This is a genomic window from Gottfriedia luciferensis (assembly GCF_002156865.1).
Classification (GTDB): Bacteria; Bacillota; Bacilli; order Bacillales; family Bacillaceae_G; genus Gottfriedia; species Gottfriedia luciferensis.
The window spans coordinates 86,471-108,842 of the sequence record NZ_NCTA01000001.1 but is presented as its reverse complement, the minus strand read 5'-3'; the positions used below and the strand labels follow the sequence as shown (position 1 = coordinate 108,842).

At 32.1% G+C, this 22,372-nt stretch carries 23 protein-coding genes and 1 other annotated feature; of the genes, 7 read left to right on the top strand and 16 right to left on the bottom strand.

What is annotated here, in order from left to right; translation table 11 throughout:
- Positions 1–2: 2 nt before the first annotated feature.
- From B7R67_RS00560 to mecA, 3 genes are all read right to left on the bottom strand, one after another.
- Positions 3–1,205 carry a competence protein CoiA gene (locus B7R67_RS00560; RefSeq protein ID WP_158094991.1) on the bottom strand — a complete coding sequence of 401 codons (1,203 nt, stop codon included), beginning with the start codon at positions 1,203–1,205 and terminating at the stop codon, positions 3–5.
- Between the two features lie 238 nt (positions 1,206–1,443).
- Positions 1,444–2,991 (bottom strand): cardiolipin synthase, encoded by a 1,548-nt coding sequence (gene cls / locus B7R67_RS00555; RefSeq protein ID WP_088066544.1) that lies wholly within the window; start codon positions 2,989–2,991, stop codon positions 1,444–1,446.
- Positions 2,992–3,042: 51 nt separating this feature from the next.
- Complete coding sequence (gene mecA / locus B7R67_RS00550) at positions 3,043–3,711, bottom strand: adaptor protein MecA (protein WP_088066542.1); 669 nt, start codon at positions 3,709–3,711, stop codon at positions 3,043–3,045.
- A gap of 325 nt (positions 3,712–4,036) precedes the next feature.
- Between mecA and B7R67_RS00545 the strand changes: the two genes are divergently transcribed.
- Complete coding sequence (locus tag B7R67_RS00545; protein ID WP_088067148.1) at positions 4,037–4,711, top strand: TerC family protein; 675 nt, start codon at positions 4,037–4,039, stop codon at positions 4,709–4,711.
- Between the two features lie 134 nt (positions 4,712–4,845).
- On the opposite strand, the gene spxA is transcribed toward B7R67_RS00545, so the two are convergent.
- The gene (spxA, locus tag B7R67_RS00540; RefSeq protein ID WP_056473638.1) at positions 4,846–5,244 is read right to left on the bottom strand and encodes a transcriptional regulator SpxA; all 399 of its coding nucleotides are present in this window, start codon (positions 5,242–5,244) and stop codon (positions 4,846–4,848) included.
- Between the two features lie 312 nt (positions 5,245–5,556).
- Between spxA and B7R67_RS00535 the strand changes: the two genes are divergently transcribed.
- On the top strand, positions 5,557–5,760 hold the full coding sequence (locus B7R67_RS00535) for a hypothetical protein (protein WP_088066540.1): 204 nt from the start codon (positions 5,557–5,559) through the stop codon (positions 5,758–5,760).
- A gap of 438 nt (positions 5,761–6,198) precedes the next feature.
- Here B7R67_RS00535 and B7R67_RS00530 read toward each other — a convergent pair whose 3' ends face one another.
- The 4 genes from B7R67_RS00530 to opp3b are packed head-to-tail and all read right to left on the bottom strand — an operon-like array spanning position 6,199 to position 10,150.
- Positions 6,199–7,137 (bottom strand): ABC transporter ATP-binding protein, encoded by a 939-nt coding sequence (locus tag B7R67_RS00530; protein ID WP_088066538.1) that lies wholly within the window; start codon positions 7,135–7,137, stop codon positions 6,199–6,201.
- Positions 7,127–8,176, bottom strand: a complete 1,050-nt coding sequence (locus B7R67_RS00525; protein WP_088066536.1) for an ABC transporter ATP-binding protein — start codon at positions 8,174–8,176, stop codon at positions 7,127–7,129. The genes B7R67_RS00530 and B7R67_RS00525 overlap by 11 nt, the downstream gene beginning before the upstream one ends.
- A gap of 21 nt (positions 8,177–8,197) precedes the next feature.
- The gene (gene opp3C, locus B7R67_RS00520) at positions 8,198–9,220 is read right to left on the bottom strand and encodes an oligopeptide ABC transporter permease (protein WP_088066534.1); all 1,023 of its coding nucleotides are present in this window, start codon (positions 9,218–9,220) and stop codon (positions 8,198–8,200) included.
- A 3-nt stretch (positions 9,221–9,223) separates the two neighbouring features.
- The gene (gene opp3b / locus B7R67_RS00515) at positions 9,224–10,150 is read right to left on the bottom strand and encodes an oligopeptide ABC transporter permease (RefSeq protein ID WP_088066532.1); all 927 of its coding nucleotides are present in this window, start codon (positions 10,148–10,150) and stop codon (positions 9,224–9,226) included.
- Positions 10,151–10,935: 785 nt separating this feature from the next.
- Here opp3b and B7R67_RS00510 point away from each other — a divergent pair.
- Both B7R67_RS00510 and trpS read left to right on the top strand, forming a co-directional pair.
- Positions 10,936–11,313, top strand: coding sequence for a DUF3899 domain-containing protein (locus B7R67_RS00510; protein ID WP_088066530.1), 378 nt, complete (start codon positions 10,936–10,938; stop codon positions 11,311–11,313).
- 59 nt (positions 11,314–11,372) lie between these two features.
- Positions 11,373–11,600 (top strand) — a binding site (T-box leader).
- 81 nt (positions 11,601–11,681) lie between these two features.
- Positions 11,682–12,677, top strand: coding sequence for a tryptophan--tRNA ligase (trpS, locus tag B7R67_RS00505; protein WP_088066528.1), 996 nt, complete (start codon positions 11,682–11,684; stop codon positions 12,675–12,677).
- Between the two features lie 55 nt (positions 12,678–12,732).
- Here trpS and B7R67_RS00500 read toward each other — a convergent pair whose 3' ends face one another.
- The 6 genes from B7R67_RS00500 to B7R67_RS00475 all read right to left on the bottom strand — a co-directional run bounded on the left by B7R67_RS00500 (position 12,733) and on the right by B7R67_RS00475 (position 18,996).
- The gene (locus tag B7R67_RS00500) at positions 12,733–13,485 is read right to left on the bottom strand and encodes a YjbA family protein (RefSeq protein WP_088066526.1); all 753 of its coding nucleotides are present in this window, start codon (positions 13,483–13,485) and stop codon (positions 12,733–12,735) included.
- A 216-nt stretch (positions 13,486–13,701) separates the two neighbouring features.
- A complete protein-coding gene (locus B7R67_RS00495; RefSeq protein ID WP_088066524.1) occupies positions 13,702–14,478 on the bottom strand; it encodes a DUF2268 domain-containing protein in 777 nt (258 codons plus the stop codon).
- A 425-nt stretch (positions 14,479–14,903) separates the two neighbouring features.
- Positions 14,904–16,148, bottom strand: coding sequence for a beta-ketoacyl-ACP synthase II (gene fabF / locus B7R67_RS00490; RefSeq protein ID WP_088066522.1), 1,245 nt, complete (start codon positions 16,146–16,148; stop codon positions 14,904–14,906).
- Between the two features lie 27 nt (positions 16,149–16,175).
- Positions 16,176–17,111 (bottom strand): beta-ketoacyl-ACP synthase III, encoded by a 936-nt coding sequence (locus tag B7R67_RS00485; protein ID WP_088066520.1) that lies wholly within the window; start codon positions 17,109–17,111, stop codon positions 16,176–16,178.
- A 303-nt stretch (positions 17,112–17,414) separates the two neighbouring features.
- Positions 17,415–18,221, bottom strand: a complete 807-nt coding sequence (locus B7R67_RS00480; protein WP_088066518.1) for a hypothetical protein — start codon at positions 18,219–18,221, stop codon at positions 17,415–17,417.
- A gap of 49 nt (positions 18,222–18,270) precedes the next feature.
- Positions 18,271–18,996 (bottom strand): alpha/beta fold hydrolase, encoded by a 726-nt coding sequence (locus B7R67_RS00475; RefSeq protein ID WP_088066516.1) that lies wholly within the window; start codon positions 18,994–18,996, stop codon positions 18,271–18,273.
- A 166-nt stretch (positions 18,997–19,162) separates the two neighbouring features.
- Between B7R67_RS00475 and B7R67_RS00470 the strand changes: the two genes are divergently transcribed.
- On the top strand, positions 19,163–19,351 hold the full coding sequence (locus B7R67_RS00470) for a YjzD family protein (protein WP_088066514.1): 189 nt from the start codon (positions 19,163–19,165) through the stop codon (positions 19,349–19,351).
- A gap of 229 nt (positions 19,352–19,580) precedes the next feature.
- On the opposite strand, the gene B7R67_RS00465 is transcribed toward B7R67_RS00470, so the two are convergent.
- Positions 19,581–19,760 (bottom strand): YjzC family protein, encoded by a 180-nt coding sequence (locus tag B7R67_RS00465; protein WP_088066511.1) that lies wholly within the window; start codon positions 19,758–19,760, stop codon positions 19,581–19,583.
- Positions 19,761–19,913: 153 nt separating this feature from the next.
- Here B7R67_RS00465 and B7R67_RS00460 point away from each other — a divergent pair, with 153 nt between their 5' ends.
- On the top strand, positions 19,914–20,729 hold the full coding sequence (locus tag B7R67_RS00460; protein WP_088066509.1) for a Cof-type HAD-IIB family hydrolase: 816 nt from the start codon (positions 19,914–19,916) through the stop codon (positions 20,727–20,729).
- Between the two features lie 174 nt (positions 20,730–20,903).
- Complete coding sequence (locus B7R67_RS22280) at positions 20,904–21,050, top strand: hypothetical protein (RefSeq protein WP_167374898.1); 147 nt, start codon at positions 20,904–20,906, stop codon at positions 21,048–21,050.
- Between the two features lie 390 nt (positions 21,051–21,440).
- On the opposite strand, the gene B7R67_RS00455 is transcribed toward B7R67_RS22280, so the two are convergent.
- On the bottom strand, positions 21,441–22,265 hold the full coding sequence (locus B7R67_RS00455; protein ID WP_088066507.1) for a BsuPI-related putative proteinase inhibitor: 825 nt from the start codon (positions 22,263–22,265) through the stop codon (positions 21,441–21,443).
- Positions 22,266–22,372: the final 107 nt, after the last annotated feature.

Here is a 22,372-nt window from a genome sequence, read left to right as displayed (position 1 = left end):
TATTAATCATTTGAATCAGTATTTGCGTTAAACAACATATCAAATGCTGAATTAGCTGTCAGACTGTCCTCATCCAAAGCTTGCTGGAATGATTTTGGAATAATAGCATTAGCTATCTTACTTATTTTACCATTTTTCAGCCGTTTTACGATTCTAAATTTCACTAAAAAGTCAATATAGTTTTCTACACATTTCTCCAATTTAAAATGATCCTTAGTTGCTAAATCACAAAATTTCCATTCTCCTTTTTCAACTTGAATGTTACAGTAGTTTTTTATGTCATTTAAACAAATGATTTCTCCCAAACTGCTATTATGGATAAATTGGAAATAGATTATTCCTTGCCATACGATACAATGCTCAGCAATTAAAGAATTACTGTCTAAAGGAATACCGACTATACCGGGTAAATAATCAATTTGTAGATGATACATTTTTTCCTTTAATTGATAAAAACTTCCCTTATAAAATAAATGTTGTTTTTTCCTATACATTCTTTTCAAATCACACCATGTTGAAGTAAAGTTTTCTTTTTCTAATTTGGAATGAAACAATAATAGTGAAGGATTAAGATTTTTTAGTTTGATCTCTGTTTTTTTACCTACGAAACTGTGTACTGAAAATGCAATTAAAGAAGATAAAAAGCTAAAGGTTTTGGTAGAGGGGTTATAAAAGATGATGGAAGGAACTGATGAATTTAGTAAACAATATTTTGAAATCGAATTTACTGAGAAACAATACTTATATTTTTGTTTAAGTAGATTTTGCCCAAATATCCATATAACTTTTATATCGAGCTCTTCATACGATTTAGTTCGCTGTTCAATTATTTCAATTGGTATGTTTGAACATTGATATTCAATACTTATTTTTTGATCCATTAATTCAATTAGTAAATCTGGCCTTTGATTAATTTCACGCATGTATTTCTCAACATACACTTTTAATGGGGGCTTATTAAAAAATTCATATAAATCATATTTTCCTTCCAGATGCTGAGCGCTCTCTTTTCGATCATTTTCACATTCTGTTAATTCTACATGAGCAAAATGAGCCCTCCGTATTTTCCCAAACCTTAATCTAACGGCTTTTTTACATACTGGACAAATAAATGATCCATTTTGTTTCAATTTTAATAATTCCTCAGTTGATTTAATTTCAAATAAATTAATAATTTGCTGCTTTCTATTCTCTGCGATAATCATTATGAAGTCGACCTCCTTCCTCATCAATTCACCATTGTTACCTGTATACCCTTCAATTAAAATAAAAACGTTTTTTCAAATAAAAAACCTAGCAATAATTAATATTTTAATAGTGCTAGGCCAAAATGAATATTCGTACAAAACGAAAGGCAGTTTAAAATAAACTGCAAAAAAAATAGGAATCAGGAAATTTTATAATCTTTCCCTGTTCCTTATAATTTGTAGCTAATTCCTGCTTTTATAATAAAGGAGCCATTAACCTTGATAATGATTCAAATATCCGTTTATAAATAGGTCTCTTTTTAAAATCATGATAGATAATAGCTTCTGAATCTTGGATATCATTTTTAAAATCATTTACTAAGTGTTGAATACTTTCTTCCAAATATAAAAATGCAGTTACTTCAAAATTTAAGCGAAAACTTCTCATGTCCATATTTGCTGTACCAACAGATGCAATTTCACCATCTACAATTAGTATTTTGCTGTGCAGGAAGCCTTGTTTATATTCATATATTTTGACTCCTGCCTCCAATAACTCTGGAAAATATGAACGCGAGGCATAGAATACGATTTTCTTATCAGGACGATCAGGCATTAATATTTTTACATCTACTCCACCATTCGCTGCTACTTTAAGTGCAGTTAAAATATCTTCGTCAGGAACAAAATACGGTGATGCAATATAAATACTTTTTCTAGCACTAGTAATCATAGCAAAGAATAATTCTTTTATTACTTCGTGTTTTCGATCTGGCCCACCTGAGACAAGCTGAATCGCACCCATTGATGGTTTATTATTCGTATTGATTTCAAAATAAACTTTGTCATCAATTAACTCATTCGTCATATAATACCAGTCTTGTAGAAAAATAAATTGTAATGAGCGCACACCTTCCCCATCAAGGAATAAATGTGTATCTCTCCATTTACCAAAATATTGGTCTTTACCAAGATACTCGTCACCAATATTTAAACCACCTACAAACCCTACACTCGCGTCAATTACAATAATCTTGCGATGATTCCGATAATTAATCGTATCATTCAATACCGGTATTTTAACTGGAGAAAAAGGCAATATTTCTACTCCTGCTTTTTCTAAATCCTTTACATAACCTCTTGATAATTTCCAGCTACCAACTGCATCATACAAAAATCGAACCTTAACACCATTTTGTGCCTTTTCAATTAGAATTTCTTTAAGTTGATTACCAATCTCATCATTTCTTACAATATAAAATTCAATATGAATATGATGTTTGGCTTTTTTAAGTTCTTCTATGATTTTAGGAAAGGTTTCACTCCCATTTGTTAGAACTTTTGTAACTGTGTTCTTTGTCACTGGTGTGTTACTTTGTTTCGCTGCGATATTAATTAAATACTCTAATCTTTGGTTTTGTGCAATAAAATCCTTCACTTCTTCATCGTCAGATCTTGTCATAATTCCATTTGCATTTTGATCATTGATTGCTTTCTTTCGATAGACCATTTTCTTTTTGTAGTTTTGTCCAAAAATTAAGTAAAAAACAAAACCAAATAACGGAAAAATGGCTAAGAGAATAATCCAAGTTAAAGTTCTAGCTGGATTTCTATTTTCAAGGAATATGATAATCGACACACCGATTGCAGTGACCGAAAACATGATGCTTATTAATCTAAAAATAGTAGATTTCTCAAAAAAAGCAAAATTCATTAACCAAATGAACTTGATCGTCGGAGAAGCAAAATATAATATGCATACAACAATTGATAAAAATATTAAAATCTTTAATCGAAATTGCATGATATATTCTCCTTTATACAGAAAAGAAACCGATCCCTAAGGCATCGGCTATTACAGTAATGGAAATATTGATTTGAAATGCGGAATTGCCGTTTTTTCAAATATCAATTTTCCGTATTCCTCTAAAACATGTATAGTTACCTTTGAACGATGACCGTATTCAAGCAGCATTGATGATAAGTAATCAATTTGAGCTTCATCAAGAGAACTTTCTTCAAATTTAACATATAGATAGTAATAATCTTGATAAGAATAGAGTGTAGTTTCAAAAGAGTCTTGAATGACAGAATGAGATAAAGAAATAAAATCTTCAAGATTTTTAAATGATAAAATGATTTCAGACTCGTCGTCATCCATCGATTCAAAAATATCATCATCATCATCTTCTGAATCGTCTTCATCATCTACAGAGAGAAATGGAATTTCTAAATTCTTTTCTCCTTCACCTAGGTTTACTTCTACCTTTTTACCATCTTTAGAAATGACGGCTTTTGTTACAACAACTTCCAACCCTTTGTCTAGTGCCTGTACCTGAATCCATAGGGGGCCACCAGCAATGAATTCCTCAGTTAAATGAGCTTCATCAATTAATTCCCAGAAAAGCTCTTCACTTCTTTCTCGATCTAACCAAACTTCATCTTTAGAGAAACCTCTCTCCTCAATGTCTAAGTAGGATATGGAGAACTTAAACGTATTTTCATTAATTCTTTCTATTTCCATTGTTTTCCCCCTCCTTTAATGAACAACAAGTAATTGCGTTAGACGAAATAGAATATTTACTTAAATAAAGTAAAAGTAATTTATGTTAAATAAAAAATTCTGAAATAGTAATTTAGAAAAATACTCTTAAAAATTTAGCTTATTAAAGTAAATTTTTATCTATCTTACCATGAAAAATTATTAAATGCGAATAGTAACTACAATTATATTTTATGATACAAATTTAAATTTTGGAAATAAATTTCACCTATTTTTTAAAAATCATCATATACCTATTAATATTAGGACAATCATATAAAGTTTTTATAAGTGAGGTGAATTCATGATAGATCTTCAATACATTTGGTCCATTATAATGATTGTTACTATAGACATTGTTTTAGGGGGAGACAATGCGATCGTAATTGCATTAGCTTGTAGAAAATTACCATTAAAACAACGAAATATGGCTATAATTTTTGGTAGTATTACCGCAATTGTTTTACGCATTGTATTAACAGTCGGAGCTATTTATGTCTTAAAAGTTCCATTTCTGCATTTAATTGGTGGAATATTACTTTTGTACATAGCTTGTAAATTAATTATACAGGAAGAAGACAACATGTCGTCAATAAAAGAAAACTATACTGTATTTAATGCAATTCGTACAATTGTATTTGCTGATTTAGTAATGGGGATTGATAATGTACTAGCAATAGCAGGAGCATCAAATGGAAAACCTTCATTGGTTATATTAGGTCTTTCCATTTCGATTCCAATTATTATTTGGGGAAGTAAAGTTGTTTTATGGTTTTTAGAACGTTATCCAATTCTAAGCTTTGTCGGGGCGTCTGTTCTTTCGATAACAGCTAGTAAAATGTTAATCGACGAACCAGCCATAACACAATATATTAACGGTCGAAATGAGCTCGAGGTAATACTCTCTTCATCATGTGTCATTCTCACCATTATTATTGGTTATTATTTTAATAATATACGATATCGTAAGCGAACTTCATAAGGGTTAAAAAAAGCTGTAAAAAGTAATCAAATCACTTTTTACAGCTTTTTATATAATATGTTTCACTATTTGTTCAATATGAATGAGAATCTTAATCAAGAATTGTAATCTTTTTCACAATTCAAAACAAAAAATTACTCATTTACTAAACGTTGAGCTTCACGTAATTGATACGTGCGAACTGAACGTGGTAAAAATCTTCTTATTTCATCTTCGTTATAACCAACTTGTAAACGTTTCTCATCAATAATAATTGGTCTTCTAAGTAAACCAGGATATTTTTGAATGATTTCATATAAATCTTGTAATGGAAGACTTTCTAGGTCTACATTTAATTCTTGGAAAATTTTTGATCTTGTTGATATAATTTCATCAGTACCACTTTCAGTCATACGTAAAATTTGTTTAATTTCATTAATTGATAATGGTTCTGAAAAAATATTTCTTTCTTTATAAGGAATATTATTATCTTCTAGCCACATTTTTGCTTTTCGACAAGACGTACAACTTGGTGAATTATACAAAATTACCATTTTGCTCTCCCCCTAACTATTCTTTCTAAAAAAAGTAATATAGTTATGTTTATTATTTTATAAGAATTTGTTATTTATAATTAGTTTAATCTACCACTATATGTTCACATTATACCGTATTGCGTAAAAGAAATATAGACTAATTTGTAAAAAAATTTAAAAAAACCTATACAAAAGGTGTACAATTTTCAGTAAATTTAAAAACTTAATAATTTACACTATTTATTACTGAAAAACGCTAATTACACTTTCTATTTTTTCAATTTTTTTATACAATAATAGTAACGCTTACATTCTTAGGAGGCTAATCTAATGGCAGCTTACATAACTGATCTTTTGATTGTTGCAGTGCTAGTAATCGGAATTACTGCATTTAATGGTGTACTTACAAACGCTATCGGCGAAAAAATATTTGGTAGAAACAAAAAAAGTCAATTTGTTGATATGTCTGATCGTATGTCCGCTAACTTCAAACAAGTTGGTGGCCAAGGTAAATTCCGTAAAAAAACCTATTAATAAGTAGGACTAAGATAAGCAACGGATATGGACAAAAAAGATAAGGGCAAATGTCCTTTCTTTTTTTTTGCCTTGAAAAATACAAGCCGATAAAACAGTTTTAGTGTATAAGGAATGTATAAGTTAAAAATGGTCATATGACCTCACTCAATCCTCACTATTCTATGGACATTGAAACCATCCAAACCCTTTTCCCTATTCATCTACAATCCTCTACTTGTCCATCTCCTTACCTACACCTATAGTTTAATACCTTAACCTTAATTTCACCTTAAATTCATCTTAAAATTTATGAAATAAATGTAAACTTCAATATTTTCCTTCCTTACCCCTACTCTTCCTGCTCTTCCTGCTTTTGTGCCCTTCCTGCCCTTCCTGCCCTTAAAACATCACCTATATAAAAAAATTGCCTAGTGAATACTCACTAGGCAAACTTTATTATTTATACATTTGTTGGTAATTTTTAAATTCTGCTTCAGAGCAAAGTACGAAATGTCCAGGACGAACTTCACGTAATTGTGGTTGCTCATTTGAGTAATCGTGTTGAGATGGATCATAAACGATACGTTTACGATTACGCTCATAAACAGGATCTGGAAGCGGAATTGCTGATAATAAAGATTTTGTATAAGGATGCATTGGGTATTCATATAATTCATTACTATCTGCAAGTTCAACAATTTTACCGTGATACATTACACCGATACGGTCACTAATGTATTTAACCATTGATAAGTCATGGGCGATAAATAAATATGTTAACCCTTTTTCTGCTTGAAGCTTTTTCATTAAGTTTACAACCTGAGCTTGAATCGATACGTCAAGAGCTGAAATTGGCTCATCGGCAATAATAAAGTCTGGTTGTACTGCAAGTGCTCTAGCAATACCAATACGTTGACGTTGACCACCTGAGAATTCATGTGGGAAACGGTTAGCATGCTCTTTATTTAAACCTACTGTTTCAAGTAAGTCATAAACCATTTTCATTCTTTCTTCTCTGTTACGAGCAAGACCATGGATATCAATACCTTCCGCAATGATATCTGCTACCTTCATACGTGGATTTAATGAAGCGTATGGATCTTGGAAAATCATTTGCATACGACGGTTAAATTTCTTTAGCTCTTTACGATTTTTCTTACCATGTACGTCTTCACCATCGAAAATTACTTGTCCATCTGTTGCCTCATATAAGCGAATAATTGCACGCCCAGTTGTAGATTTACCAGAACCAGATTCACCTACTAGTCCAAATGTTTCACCGCGGAAAATGTCAAATGTAACATCGTCGATTGCTTTAACAGTTGTTTTACCTGTATTAAAGTATTGTTTTAAATTTTTAACTTCTACTAATTTATCAGCTACTTTATTTGACATTTACTTCACCTTCCTTCATTCGTTGAATACGCTTCTTAACGGCTTCAGGTGGCTCAACCTTTGGAGCATCCTCATGTAACAGCCAAGTTGCTGCGTAATGTGTCTCTGACACTTTAAACATAGGAGGTTCCATTTCATAGTCAATTTTTAAAGCATTTGGATTACGTGGTGCAAATGCATCACCTTTTGGAGGATTTAATAGATCTGGCGGTGTACCAGGAATCGCTACTAATTCTGCTCCTTGTTCATTATCTAAATCTGGCATTGAAGCTAAAAGTCCCCAAGTGTAAGGGTGTTTTGGATTGTAGAAAATATCGTCTACAGTTCCCATTTCAACTACTCTACCCGCATACATAACTGCAACTTTATCTGCAACATTTGCTACTACACCTAAATCATGTGTAATAAAGATAATTGCTGAATCAGTTTTTCTTTGAATTTCTTTCATTAATTCTAGAATTTGCGCTTGAATTGTTACATCAAGAGCTGTTGTAGGCTCATCGGCGATTAATAATTTTGGATTACATGCTAGCGCCATCGCAATAACAACACGTTGTCTCATACCACCTGAGAATTGGTGTGGATATTGTTTAAAACGAGCTTCAGCATGTGGAATACCAACAAGATTTATTAATTCTAAAGCAATTTTCTTTGCTTCAGTTTTGCTCATTTTTTGGTGCTTAATTAAACCTTCTGTAATTTGATATCCAATAGTTAATACTGGATTTAAAGAAGTCATAGGATCCTGGAAAATCATTGAAATTTCTTTCCCACGAATAGTTTGCATTTCTTTTTCACTTAATTTAGCTAAATCTTTTCCATCGAATAAGATTTCACCGCTCTTTATTTTACCTGGAGGATTAGGAATCAACCCCATTAATGCTTTAGATGTTACTGATTTACCTGAACCAGATTCACCTACAATTGCTAATGTCTCACCTTTTTTAAGATCAAATGAAACTCCGCGTACTGCTTGAACTTCACCAGCATGAGTATAAAAGGAGACACACAGATCTTTTACTTCTAATAATTTACTCATAGTTCATTCTCCTCTCAAATATTACTTACTCATTTTTGGATCTAAAGCGTCACGTAATCCATCTGCAATTAAGTTAAAACTTAAAATTAATAAGCTGATTACAATCGCTGGAATAATCATCATATGAGGGAAAGTTTGTAATGACTTGAAGCCATCACTTACTAAAGAACCTAATGATGCTTTTGGTGGTGCTATACCTAAACCGATGAAGCTTAAGAATGCTTCAGAGAAAATTGCACTCGGAATCGTGAACATCATCATAACAATGATAGGACCCATAATATTTGGAATCAAATGTTTTGCAATTAATTGTGTATTAGTTGCACCTAATGTTCTTGAAGCTAAAACGAATTCTTGATTTTTTAATTTTAACATTTGCCCACGTACGATACGTGACATACTTACCCAACCTGTAATTACCATTGCTAATGCAATAGAAAGAATACCTGGGTTTTTGAATACTAGGATAAATAAGATTACAACGATAAGATATGGAATACCCATTAATACCTCAGCGATACGTTGCATGATTGTATCTGTTCGACCACCAAAGAATCCTGAAATTCCACCGAATGTAACCCCGATTAACATATCTACTACAGCTGCTATTAAACCAATTAAAATCGATACTCGAGCTCCAGCCCATGTTCTTGTGAATAGATCACGACCAAGATCATCAGTACCAAACCAGAAATTTTCTTTAATCCCTTTGTTTTTATATACATCATTTCCATATTGATCATGTCCATCAAATGGTAAGAATTTTACATTTTCTAACACACCGATTTTAGGCGGTAATTTTGATCTTTTTAAATCTTGATCATCATACGTGTGACCACTCATCATTGGACCAAATAATGTGAAGAATAATAAGATGCCTAGGATAATAAACCCAAACATTGCACCTTTATTTTTCTTAAAACGTCTTCTTGCATCTTTCCAAAAAGATTCCGAAGGTCTAGATATCTTTTCTGCATTATTCAAATCTACGCTTGCAGGTTGGAATAAATCAGATGAAATTTTTTGCGCTGTATTGTTGTTCATTATTTATTTACCTCCTGCTAAACGGATACGTGGATCAATTACACCGTATAAAATATCAACCAAGAAAATTACAAGTAATAATAATGCACTATAGAAAATTGTTGTACCCATAATTACTGTGTAGTCATTCGTTACGATTGAGTTAACGAATTGAGAACCAAGTCCAGGTACAGCAAACATATTTTCGATAACTAATGTACCAGTCATTAAGTTTACAGCCAATGGCCCTAAAATTGTAATAACTGGAATTAAAGCATTTCGTAATGCGTGTTTAATGATAACACCAACTTGTGAGATACCTTTAGCTTTTGCTGTAACGATATACTCTGAGTTCATTACTTCAATTAACTCTGTTCTTGAGAATCGAGCTACAGTTGCTGTAACGAAAACTGACAATGCAATTGTCGGTAGAATCGTGTATTTAAAGCTTTCCCAATATGCTACCGGGAACCAATGTAATTTTACTGCTAAATAATATTGTAAAATTGCCCCGAATACGAAAGACGGGATTGAGATACCTAAAACTGCTAGAACAGTAGAACCATAGTCAAATATTGTATTATTTTTTAATGCTGCAACGATACCGAAGATTAATCCGATAAATGTTCCTAATAATAGTGCTTGAGCACCTAATTGAGCTGATGGACCAATACGAGTTGAAATCATATCAGTTACTTTACGATTATCGTATCTATATGAAACTCCTAAATCACCTGTTGCTAGATTCTTCATATACTTTGCATACTGAACAGGAACAGGTTTATCTAACCCATATTTAACCAAGATAATTTGTTTTTGTTCTGGCGTTAATTTCTCTGCATTTTTTAATGGAGAACCTGGTAATAGCTTCATTAAGAAAAATGTAACAGTACAAATCAAAAATAGTGTGACAAACATGTAAATAAATCTTTGTAGCACGTAACGTCCCACAACAGCACCCCCTTATATTTTTAAAAAAATTTTTTTATTTCTATTTTTTTGATAATTCACTTTATAAAATTAGAGCATTTGGATCATACCACATACTCTTACTTATTCCCTATGAAATTGTAATTTATTAAGTTTTTATTACTTCTTGTCCATATTATTTACATATATGGTTTAATAATTTAGTCCATTTTTCTCTTTCTTGTAAAAAAGTGTAATTTTTTGCTTAAGCTTTTTATTCCCAATAATGTAAGCGTATTCGCAACGAAGTTATTGGTCAAGATTTTTTTCTGGAAAATTCTAAATTATTACTCTAAAAAGATTATTCCAAATGCATTTCTATCTTTGTTTATCTGGATATTCAATTACTATTTATGATTTTTATACATAAATTTGAAAATTGTATTCATCTCAATTATAGAAAGCAACTTTTGAAAGCAAAACGATTATAAAAACATATCTCACTATCCATAACATATTCCCCCTATGGTGCTTAAGCAAGGTAAAATGCAGAAAGTTAATATACAATTCTGAATTTTTGTAGTAGAATTTTCGATAAGTATCGATTATTTTCTACAAATTTTATTATACATTTTTATAAGAGTTTTACAACAATTTTGACAAATAAAATTATACAATTTGTTAAAATTTAATGAATTCTCTTAAAAATGTTAACAATTATAAATAATTTTGTAAAGATTTCTTGTATCTGATTACAACGTTATAATAATATAATATCGATAAGTGTACAATATAAATTTTTTTCCATAAGGAGGATTTCACGCTTAATGTTTAAACACTTCATGATTAGCCTATTTACAGCAATAGTACTTGCAGCGATCTATTCTTTCACTCAAGGGACAAATCATTATTTCCTTCATTTTACGAACACAATATTCTATATTGGACTAGTATTATTTTTGATAGGTGGATTTCTACTTATTGTTCAAAGTGGATTCTTTAATATAACTCGTTATGGAATTAGAAAAGTTTTAAGCGGTTTAAAAGATGAGCAGATGGCAAAAATGACTGGAGATGAATCTCTTACGATTAAGAAAGATGTTATTTATAAAAGATATAAGTTCTCAGTTACTAAACCTTTATTAGTGACGTCAATAACATTAATTATTCTTTCATTTCTATTTAGTTTTATCATTATCGCTTAAACAAATGTATCAACATCTTGAAAATTGAATATAATTAAGATATTATTAATAGACAATTTATATCAGCTTTGACGAAGAGTAGTACACAGATTTAGCATGTAAAGAGAGCTTGTGGATGGTGAAAACAAGTCATGCTCCCTGTCGAATGGACTTCTGAGCTTCGAACCGAACAGTTAATCTTAGTAGGCTTCGACGTGACTCAAACGTTAGATGAGTGCATGATTTCATGCATGAGTGATTCCTTTTCGGAATAACTAGAGTGGTACCGCGGTTTAATCGTCTCTATTTTTTAGAGAGATTATGCCGCTTTTTTTATTTTTTAAAAGTTTTTTAACGAATTATTTTTTTTATATAGGAGGGCTTTAAAGATGCAAACGATTTTTAGTGGCATTCAACCAACATCAAGTGGAGGAATTACATTAGGTAACTATTTAGGTGCTGTAAAACAATTTATTGAATTACAAAATGACTATAATTGCTATTTCTGTATCGTTGATCAACATGCAATTACAGTACCACAAGACAGATTAGCTTTACGTAAAAATATCCGTAGTCTTTCGGCAATCTATGTTGCAGCTGGATTAGATCCAGAAAAATCAACTATTTTTATCCAATCAGAAGTTCCAGCTCACGCTCAAGCAGGCTGGATGATGCAATGTGTATCATATATCGGTGAATTAGAGCGTATGACACAGTTTAAAGATAAGTCTAATGGTAAGGATAGTGTATCTGCTGCACTTTTAACTTATCCACCATTAATGGCTGCTGATATCCTTTTATATGGAACAAATCTAGTTCCAGTAGGCGATGATCAAAAACAACATTTAGAACTGACACGTGACCTTGCAGAACGTTTTAATAAGAAATATAACGACATCTTTACTATTCCAGAAGTACGTATTAGTAAAGACGCTGCAAGAATTATGAGTTTAGCAGATCCAACTAAAAAAATGAGTAAATCTGATGAAAATCAAAAAGCAACGATTTTTGTTCTAGACGATCCAAAAGTGATTGAAAAGAAAATTAAAAGTGCTGTTACTGACTCTGAAGGCATTGTAAAATATGATAAAGAAAACAAACCAGGGATTTCAAACTTATTAAGTATTTATTCTGCATTTACAGGCGAATCAATTCAAGAACTAGAAAATAAATATGCTGGCAAAAACTACGGAGAATTCAAACAAGATGTTGCAGATGTTGTAGTTAATGGTTTACGCCCACTACAAGAACGTTACAATGAAATCATAAATTCTTCAGAACTAGATGACATCTTAGATGCTGGTGCTGCAAAGGCTAATTTTGTTGCAAATAAAATGATTAAAAAAATGGAAAATGCAATGGGATTAGGAAGAAAACGTAAATAAGAACTAACAGAAACAAATTCAATTCAAAACAAAAAAGCTGCTAAAGCAGCTTTTTTTAGTTTACTTTTTGCTCGTGTTCCATTTCCCATAGCTTTTCAAAGAATGGTTGACCTTTTACAATTCTTCCGCAAAGTTGTTCGTGTCGATCTGACCATCCACTCTTTATTTCGTCATATAATTGAGACCAAATATCCTCAAATGACAAATCTTGAATTTGTTGATACGAAGTTGGATTCCATTCAGTATACCAATATCGAATTTCGGATGGATTCTTTGACGAATGTAGCTGATCTAACGCCATAAATAATAATTGCTTTAGTTGTCTTTCTTTTCTAGTTAATCCGCTCATAATTATCGGCGATGGTGATAGTATATGGTGTTCTTTCTTTTCCTCATTAAGGAAATTTTGAAGATTATAACTGTTTTCTTCAATTTCAGCTGTCATGTCATACACCATTTGTTCTTGTCTTGGAATCAATCGACTTTTTCGAATTGGAATATTATATCCAATTGTATCAACGGCTATGATACCATTGCCATCAGTTACAACAAAGCAATAATCGAGCTGAATGCGCTCATGGTTCTTTCTTACATAAGACTTTTGGAATACTTCAGTTAATAGACCGGATGGAAGCTCTAATAATTCATTTTCAATATACTGATATAACTCTGGAGTAACTTTAATGACTGGAACTTGGTCTAGTAATTCAACACTATCATCTTTTCTCCATTCAAAAAAATGACAGACATTGTAACCATTTTCTTCACCTTCAAACCAATTGACCCATACATCATGTAAATACAACATTTACTACCCCTCACTTCACAACTGTATGTAACTTTCAGTATGGTCAGTGATTCACTAAATTATTCCATTTATCCACTGAATTACAAAAAGTGTTTTTTCAAACTGAATGTTTCATAGTCAATAAAGTATTTAAATTCCAATAAACTTTGGTATATTTGATGCTTTCATACTAGCAAAATCATTCTTTTAAAATCCGTCTTGAAATCGTTTGCATCTTCAAGAAATATAATCTATTGCATTTTCTTTAATTTTATTGCTTGGCGTATGCAAAAGGAAATCAGTTGACCATTCTGTCTGTGCTAAACAGCTTTTAACAATATCATAACCAACACTGTAACCCAATAATTTTGGAATTCCGTTCCCACCATACAAGTATTTTGAAAAACCATCTTCATTACTTGTTAATTGGAGATGGTCTACTAAATATTTATTATAATAAAATTCACACTGCTTAGAGGAATACTGTTTTGTCCACGGGGCCTGAACTTCTTCACCATACTTTTCTAATACAGCAGTTTCAGCTAACCCTTCTAAAATCATCGCATCCAATAATGTGACCTTTTTGTTTTTATATAACTTAGTCAATCTTACAATATGATGATACTCATGTAATAATACTGCTTTATGTTGTAAAATTCCTTCTATTGGAGACAAAAATAAACAAATACAATTTTTATGAGCGATCCCACCTCGATGATAAACCGTATTTTTAAACATACTTCTCGTTCGATGACATGGCAAAATAAAAATCGGCAAGTCCGGTCCATTAAAGTCTCTTCTCAACTGTTCGAATTCTTCAGAAAGACTTTTCCACGTATTTTTTTCAAACAATAACTCCATATCTTTTTTACATTCAATTGACAGATTAGATAACCCGTGGGAGAGAAGATATTTATACAAGCTATCTTCGGTATATTTCGGAAAATAATGTAAGAGTTTTTTCATTACATCTTGCTTACGATCAATTACATCAACCCATTTATAAGTCGGCATTATCCCAAGTTAATCACCTCAATTTACTATAAAGTATGATAATTAACTAGTGGAAGTTCCTTATTTTTGGGTATTACATAATAGCAGGGTCAAGGAATGGCAGGATCAAGGTGCAAGGAAAAGATCTTAAAAAACTTTGAATATATTATTGATCCCCTCTAATTCTCGTCCTATTTACTTTTCCTGCTCTTCCTTGGCCTTTCCTGCTCTTAATTAATTGAGCTAAAATAAAAAAACTTAGGAATAATCCTAAGTTTTAGTGTATATGGTATTTAGCTGATTTTCAGACTGATTGAAAACGCTTGTCTTTCGAGGCACGAAGCCTGGCGAGGAGCGGAGTTACCTTAGACGGTAATGAGCACCACAGACAGGCGAAGTAACGAAGAAAGCGAGCGTTTGTCATCAGTCTGAAACTAGGAATAATCCTAAGCTTCTTTTGTATATTCTTTAAATGCTAAAGTAACGTTATGACCACCAAATCCTAATGAGTTAGAAATTGCTGCTTTAACATTAAATGGTCTTGCAACATTTGGTACATAATCTAAATCACATTCGCTGTCTGTCTCTTGGTGGTTTATTGTTGGAGCAATTACTTTATTTTGAATTGTTAAAGCTGTAATAATTGCTTCAATACCACCAGCAGCACCAAGCATATGACCAGTCATAGATTTTGTTGAGCTAATCGGTACATTATATGCATGTTCACCAAATACTTCTTTAATCGCCATTGTTTCAAATTTATCGTTTAATTCAGTACTAGTACCATGTGCATTGATATAATGAATATCTTCAATCGATAATCCAGCATCGTCAAGTGCCATTCTCATAGCACGAGCTCCACCTTCTCCACCTGGAGCTGGCGCTGTAATATGATGGGCATCACCAGTTGTTCCATATCCAACGATTTCAGCGTAAATTTTCGCTCCTCGAGCTAATGCATGCTCTAATTCCTCAAGGAATACAATACCAGCACCTTCACCAATGATAAAGCCATCACGAGCATTATCAAATGGACGACAAGCTGATACTGGATCTGGGTTTAATGATAATGCTCTTGCAGCACAGAATCCTGCAAGTCCCATATCTGTAATCGGCGCTTCAGCACCACCAGTAATCATTGCAACTGCATCACCACGTTGAATAATTTTGAAAGCATCACCAATTGAACTTGCACCTGAAGCACAAGCTGTTACTGTACATCCGTTAGGACCTTTAGCACCAGTTAAAATCGAAACTTGTCCTGATGCCATATCAGGAATTAACATTGGAATAAAGAATGGGCTCACACGACGCGCGCCTTTTGTTTGGAAAGTGTTAAACTGTTCTTCGTATGTTTCCATACCACCAATACCAGAACCGATCCAAACACCTACTTTTGGAGCATTTTCTTCATTAATTGTGAAGTTAGCATCTTCTAATGCCATTTTTGAAGCTGCAATTGCATAATGAGTAAAACGATCCATACGTTTCACTTCTTTTTTATCAATATATTTTTCAGGATCAAAGTCTTTTACTTCACCTGCAATTTTAACTGGAAAATCATCAGGATTTTTACGAGTTAGAACGCCAATTCCACTCTTTCCATTCATTAAATTTTCCCACACAGTATTTATATCATTACCGATTGGTGTAACTGCACCTAGGCCTGTAATAACTACTCTTTTTTTCATATCAAAATTTTCTCCCTTCCAACTTGATTATCTTCCAAATCGAAGTGCAATCGCGCCCCATGTTAAGCCGCCGCCAAATCCAACTAAAACTAATACATCGTCTTCTTTAATATTACCATTTTTATATTCCTCAACTAATGCAATCGGAATAGAAGATGAAGACGTATTACCATGACGATCAATAATTACACTCATCTTTTCTTTTGGAAGTTGTAATCTTTCTCTTGCAGCATCCATAATACGAGTATTCGCTTGATGTGGAATTAAGAAGTCCACTTCTTCTTTTGTTAATCCTGCTAATTTAAGTACATTTTCACATGAATCACCCATTTGACGAACTGCAAATTTGAACACTTCACGTCCGTTCATGATTAAGTGATCTCCACCTTTATAAAGGTGTTTTCCACCAGTACCATCTGCACCTAGTTCGTAAGAAAGAATTCCTCTTCCTTCACTTACTGGTCCGATAACTGCTGCACCTGCACCATCACCGAATAATACTGCTGTATTACGGTCTTCCCAATTAACAATCTTAGTTAATTTTTCTGCACCGATAACTAGAATTCTACTATAAGTCCCTGTTTTTACAAACTGAGTCGCTGTAACAACGCCATAAATAAATCCAGCACATGCAGCACTTATATCCATTGCTGCAGCGTTTTTAGCTCCAAGTCTTTCTTGGATTACACATGCAACTGATGGGAATGACATATCTGGTGTAACTGTAGCAACTAAAATTAAATCCAGTTCTTCTGCTTTAACATTTGCATCTTTTAAAGCTTCTACTGCCGCTTCATATGCTAAATGAGAAGTATCTTGTTCGTCACTTGCTATTCTTCTTTCTTTAATACCAGTACGACTAACAATCCACTCATCGGAAGTATCCATCATTTGTTCTAAATCATAATTAGTTAATTTTTTTTCGGGTACGTATGAGCCAATACCTAAAATTCCAGCGTTCATTTAAATCCCCGCTTTACATAGTATTTTTATGTCTTATTTTATTACCTGGTACTAATTTTATGAAATAAAAAGTACTTTGTCTACATTTTTATCTTTTAAAATTTAGACGTATAAAAAAACTGAACTATTTTGGTAAACTTCTTTCTCTCCTGATAAAGAAAACTCGCCGTTTGGCGAGTCGTTAGGCAAAGACAGGGGCTCATTAGTTTCTACACCGCTGCCAATTTATACTTTCTTAATGAGCAAAAAATCAAATTGCTCAGAAGGAACTATTTCATCAGACTTTTTTTAAGTTTCCTCTTATTAATAAAGATGAAAATATTGTTGAATTTGTTGCTTTTGTTTTTGAATCCCTTCTTTAATTGAAGTCGAATTTATGATGACAAAGGGAGTAGCATCTATATCATTTCTCATTTGATTAAACTTTATTCCTTCAATCATATGCTGGATTCCTGTAAAATTCTCCTGCTCTGGTAAGTACATACTTTGTTTTGCTGTAATAATATACTTATGTTCTTTCAAGTCCTTTTCGGAAATAATTCTAATTGCTTTTCCAACATCTTCAACAAATAATATTTCATTTGATCCATATACATTTTTAATCCCTAAATTTCTTTTCCCAAGCTCCTGCACAATTAACTCATGGACTAGGCCCGAAGAGGGCTCCCAAGGCCCATACAATGATGGAATTTCAATAAAAGTTACTTTACAATTACTCAGTTGAATCAATTCATTTACTTTTGTTTCTATAGATGCTAATTCTTTTTTAGTAGACGAAATGAAAATAATCTCTTTACATCTTAAAGAAATATTATTAAACATATCGTCCTTAAATTCAAGATTGCTGATCGTTCCTCGTAACTTTAACTCATCAAAATAATGGCATATAAAAATCGTATCATACTGTTCATTATCTTCTTGAAATTGTTGCTCATCTACAAAAACAACCTTTGCATTTCTTCCAATTGAAAATATTTTTTCTTCACTTATTAAATCACTTTCATTTCCCTTATCCATTAAAACAGCTGTAACATCATTATATTCCATTAACTGACAGACCAACTCGTATCCGATAAATCCACTTGATCCAATAACTGCGCATTTTTTCATTTTTCCCCTCCTTCACTTTTGAATCTTATGTCGAGGTAAGGTTTAAAAATTACAAAATATCTTGATACTTTTTTAAAAATTTAACTAAATTCCTACCACATTCGTACTTTTTCTCTTCTAATGAAATCAGAATAGAGATCGGTAAGTTATTTTTATTTCGCTCTTCTTCTAATAAACGAATATCCCGTTTCCATTTAAAATGATTTCTTGTAGTAGAGTAGATTTTAATAGGTGAAATGGTCTCATAGAAAAAACATTCTCTGCCGATTACCATAAATAGGTCTGAAGTTTTATATGCTTTTAATATTTCATGAACAGTTCTCTTATAAAAGAGTTTATTTTCTCTTTCTAAATCTAATTCATTTTTTATATTCAATGATGGATTTAATAAGGAAATACTACGAACTTTTCCTTTCAAATGTGCCAGCAATTTACAAACCACTAAAGCTCCAGTGCCTTCACCGATAACATGGATTGAAGGGTTCAATATTTCTTTTCTCATAACTGAATGATATAGCGTTTCAGCCAATTCGACTGCATCATCGCAACCCCAGTTTTTCCCATATAAATTTGAAGTAAATACCGTATAACCTTCTTCCGTTAAGATTGAAAGTAATTTTCTTTTATCAAAATGTTGTAGTAAACAACTATGATCATTATCCACGTAATGCGTATTCCCACCGATATAGAGAACTCCGAATCCATTCGGTCTAATTGGTAAATGAATAACTGCATATTGATCTTCTTGTTTAAAAAATCTCTCTGTTACAGGCATTCTTATCACCTTATTATTAATGTAGTATTTTTTGGGGAAATATTAAAATAGGCTTGTAAAAATCCAAAGTTACTTTTTTTAATTAAAACTTTTTAATTATAACTTCAATTATCAAATTTCTAGGTATATAATATGATAAGAACCAACTAGAATAGGAGTGATTAAAGTGCGTTATGTTATGACATTGTTCTGGAGCTTTGTTTTATGTCAGATGGGAGCTTATGTTTTAAGTTCAATGACTGGTGGGGAATATAATTTCAAAACTGCTTCAGTAATGGCTGTAGTTTTATCTTTAGCTGTTGCAGTATTAAGCGAAGCTGTTATTCCAAACGAACCTGTTACAAAACACCACTAAAATCTATATATAACATATGTTGTAGCACCCAAAAACGTTCAACTTGGTACATACATATGTAACCGGTATGGTTATAGATCATTCACAAAAACAAAGTAATCATTTGTATTTTGTAAACGCATAAAAAAGCGCATCGAAATTAATCGAAAGCGCTTTTTTTATGTGTTATGAGTGGCCAGATAAGTATAGACTTACTGGCCCCCTTAAGTCGCTTGGAACCTTAGTATGTTTAAACTTTTCGTTTGTATGACCATTTTCTATTATGATTTTGAGTATCAGGAAATACTTCGCCTGCTTGAAGTTTAATTTGTTTAGGACGAGTTACATTACTTCCTGTTTCACCTATTTCTACATATACCCCATTGTTTGGTGCTTTGTCACCTGGTCGAAATTGATGTGCTTGACCCATTATCCATTCCTCCTTCCATTTAGGTTATTATTGTTCCTCTAAAATTAAAGATATTTCTTCTAAAAAGATGGTATCATTAGTAATTATTGGACTAAATCTCATTAATATTTTTTATAAAATAGTTCAACATTAAAAAATAAAAGGTGATGAAAAATGAAAACAAAACACTTAATTGCACTCGATTTAGACGGCACCTTGTTAACCGATGAAAAAATTATTTCAGAGAGAACGTTAAAAGCAATAAAACAGGTAATGAATGCAGGCCATGAAGTATGCATTTCAACTGGTAGACCATTTAGAGCAAGTAAAATGTATTATGAACAATTAAACCTTAAAACACCCATTGTTAATTTTAATGGTGCATATGTTCATCACCCTCTGGATGACTCATGGGGAGTTTTTCATGAATTTTTACCTTTAGAAGTTGCAAAAGAAGTTATTAGCTCATGTAGAGAATATGAATTAAAAAATTTATATGCAGAAGTTATGGACGATGTCTATGCAGACAAACATGAAGAGGAAATTATCCCGTTATTCCATTATTTAAAAGAGGATATCATCCATGGAGATTTAATTAAAAACCTTACACATGCTCCAACCTGTCTTCTAATTGACAGTGAAGAATCACATGTTGCAAGTATTCGTAACCATTTATCAAACGTGCATGCTGAAGTGATTGATCATCGACGATGGGCGGCACCTCATCACATAATCGAAATTGTTAAAGCTGGCATGAATAAAGCGATTGGATTACAAAAAGTAGCTTCTCATTATAACATCCCACGAAAAAACATTATTGCTTTCGGTGACGAGGATAACGATTTAGAAATGATTGAATATGCTGGCCATGGAGTAGCAATGGAAAATGCAATCCAACCATTGAAAAATTTAGCTAAACATACTACTTTATCTAATCAAAATGATGGAATTGCAATCTTCTTAGAAGATTTCTTCAACTTAAAGAGCTAATTCTGTAAAAAATAACAATTTCAGAAAAAATAACCAATCATATCTACCTTCAATTTGTGCATTCTATTAAGGACTTCTCCAGAAGTATTATCCACTTTTTGATGTTGATCAATTACTATTGGAATTACTTAATGAAGTCAAAACTAAAGCTTTCCTATTTGGGAGGGAATCATCATGGGCAAAAGTAATAAGTCTAAGCGCTTTATTCAACAAAGTTCTGATTCTGTTACGAAATACTCTGAAAAGTTCCCTTATCATTTTACGTTAGCTGAAGCTGAAGAGCGAAAAGCTAATAATAATAATCAAAGCTTTAATGCTTAATACAACACACAGAAACAACCGTAGGTTATCCTATGGTTGTTTTTGTGTTTAAGATAATAATTAAACATGTGAATCGTTGAATTCCACTGCAGGTTGCTCGCTTTCCACGGGGCGTGAGCTGAGCAGCTGAGCCTCCTCGGCAAGCCTGCGGGGTCTCACCCTTCCCGCATCTCCCATAGGAGTCGAGCAGCCTTCCGTTCCATTCATTTTCTATTAGTAAAAGCTTTTTCTGGAAAAAATTAGGGATAAATTCGTAATCTAAAATGATGATATTAATATATTTCTTTTAGTCCTTTGTCACAATACTAAAAACAACCATAGACTTTTCTATGGTTGTTTTCTTATCTTCTATGGAAGATCATTTTTTAAAATTCTTTGGTAAAAATCTTTTTATTTAAATTGTTGTAATGTAATAGACATTGATTTAGAAACTTGGTCATCTTTATTTTTTTCGTAAAGAACTAATGTAACTGTTCCGTTTATAGGTAGGCTTTCTTTAGGAACGTTTACATTAAAGTCTAATAAATTTACAGAGCCTGTTTTTATTTTTATTGGTAAAACAGTTTCGTCAACTAGCGTATTATGTCCATCTTCTACTGAATAGTAGATTTTGTCTTGATCAGATAAATAAGTTCCTTTAATTTCGTATTGGCCATTTTCACCTTTTACGATAATTTTTGAACCATTTTCGTTAACTGTTGAAAGTTTGTGGTACGAGAATGTTTGTGAAACTGGTTTTATTGCTCCGTTGTTAAGGTCTTTCTCGTTCACCTTTGATGGAACAAAATTTGCCGTTACTTCATAGTTGCCGTAAGGAAGTTTTTTATCTGCAAAGTTTACTTGTTCTTCCCAAACTTTGGCACTGTTTTCAGGAATCGTACTCTTTGTAATTACTTGTGTATAAGACAGATCCTTAGAAGACTGATAAACTACCTGACCTTTTTCATCCTTTATCGTATAGTCCACAATTTGAGATGATGGGAAAGTAAAATTAGCCGGTATTGTATCGTTATTTCTTAGAGAATACTTCATCGTTACAAGACCATTTGCTTCAGTTACTTCAATTTTTGTTGAAAGCTTTTCAATGTTAATATCGTTATTTTGCTCTATTGTTTGTTTTGTACTTGGTGTTGGTTTTATTTCCTTTTCACTATTTGCACCACATCCAGAAAGTAGAAGTGTACAAGCTAATAAGAGAACTGATCCCTTTTTCAAAATAATCTCCACCTTTTTAGTATCCTTATTCTAAATTATACCAAAAAACTGAAAAATAGCTTTAAAAAAATGGTTTCGTTAAACAAGTTTGTTAAATTTCGGTAAAA